Annotated in this window: 2 protein-coding genes; both read left to right on the top strand. The window is 62.3% G+C overall.

Annotated features, from left to right (window positions below; genetic code table 11):
- On the top strand, positions 1 to 1,441 hold a 1,441-nt coding region (locus tag ACM9HJ_RS30915; protein WP_416575656.1), incomplete at its 5' end, for a type I restriction-modification enzyme R subunit C-terminal domain-containing protein.
- On the top strand, positions 1,423 to 1,754 hold a 332-nt coding region (locus ACM9HJ_RS30910), incomplete at its 3' end, for a hypothetical protein (RefSeq protein ID WP_416575655.1). The genes ACM9HJ_RS30915 and ACM9HJ_RS30910, both read left to right, overlap by 19 nt.

Below are 1,754 nucleotides of genomic sequence, written 5' to 3'. Positions count from 1 at the left end.
CAAGGGTGAGCAGGTCGATCTGCTGAACACGGCGGACGGTACGATTTCCACGACGATTGCGCCGGATGAGTTCAGCTTTGAGGTCGAGCAGTTCAACCGCCGGGTCATCACCCGTGAGTTTAACCGCACCGTCGCCAAGGCCCTGGCCAGCTATATCGACCCCACCCTGCCCGACAAGACCCTGATCTTCGCGGTCAGCGACGGCCATGCCGACATGGTTGTCGAGGAGGTGAAGAAGGCGTTCGAGGAGGCCTATGGCGATATTGACGACGCCGATGTCAGGAAGATCACCGGCAGCGTGGACCGACCCCTGGCCCTAACCCTGTCCTTCCGCAACGATCCGCAGCCCAAGATCGCCGTCACGGTTGATCTGCTGACCACTGGCGTTGATATCCCGAAGATCACCAATCTGGTGTTCCTGCGCCGGGTCAATAGCCGCATCCTGTATGAGCAGATGCTCGGCCGGGCCACCCGCCGCTGTGACGAGATCGGCAAGGACTTCTTCCGTATCTTCGACGCGGTGGACCTCTATGCCAGCCTGGAATCCATGACCGACATGAAGCCGGTCGGCGTGGAACCCAAGCTGTCCTTCACCAAGCTGCTGGATGAACTGACCGGCGTCACCAGCGACCAGCACCGGGAAACCATCCGCCAGCAGCTTGAAAGCAAACTGAAGCGCCGGGCCAAACTGCTGACCGATGACGCCCTGCGTATCTATGAGCAGGAGGCGGGCGAGCCGCTGCACGCCACGATGCAGCGTCTGTCCGATGCCAGCCCTGCCGATCTGGCCGACTGGTTCCGCGCCCGTCCGCGCCTTGGCCCCATTCTGGATTGGCGACCCGACCGGCCCGGTGCCCCGATCCCGATTTCGGAACATGCCGACGATCTGGTCTCCATCAGCCACGGCTATGGAAAGGATGGCAGGCTGACCCGGCCCGAGGATTACCTGGACAGTTTCGCCGCCTGGGTGAAAGACAATGTGAACAAGGTTACGGCGCTCAACATCGTCGTTACCCGCCCCCGCGACCTGACACGCGAAGACCTGCGACAGATCAAGCTGATCCTGGATGAAGGGGCCTTTACTGAGGCGGCATTGCACCGCGCCTGGGAACAGGCGAAGTCGGAAGATATTGCCGCATCGGTCATCGGCTATATCCGTCAGGCAGCACTGGGCGACCCGCTGCGTCCCTATGCTGACCGGGTGCGCGATGCCATGGCCTGTATCCTGAAAAGCCAGACCTGGACCCCGGTTCAGCAACGCTGGTTGAAACGCATTGGCGAGGATGTGGCCAAGGAAATCATTGTTGACCGCGATTTCCTGGATTCCGGTCAGTACAAGGCGGATGTCGGCGGCTTTGACCGGCTGAACAAGCTGTTCGGCGGCAGGCTGGATTCTGTGCTGGGCGACATCCGCGAGGGCGTATGGCAGCAGGTGGCGTGATTGACCGGTCGGGCAGGCTGACGCCGCCCTTGCCGTGCCCGCACTGCCGGGCGCTGTACCCGATGCGCATCCTGTCCTGGCAGGGGCAGATTTGCCAATGCCGACCCTATTGCGATGCCGAGAGTGCCGATGCCAGGGTCTGCTGTACCGGTTGTGGGCAGGTCCAGGAACTGGGCTACGATAATGAAGGATCGGCAGCCTTGATGGATTACTGGATCGGCCCCGGTGGCGCGTGGCGGGTTCAATCCTGGCCGGAGGAGGGCGGCGGCTGGGCCGTCACTATCGAGGACCCGCCGGATGCGGGTTTCGGTCT

It is taken from the genome of Niveispirillum sp. KHB5.9 (assembly GCF_048066115.1).
Taxonomy (GTDB): Bacteria; Pseudomonadota; Alphaproteobacteria; order Azospirillales; family Azospirillaceae; genus Niveispirillum.
The sequence above is the reverse complement of the archived record's forward strand: the minus strand, read 5'-3'. Positions and strand labels throughout refer to the sequence as shown.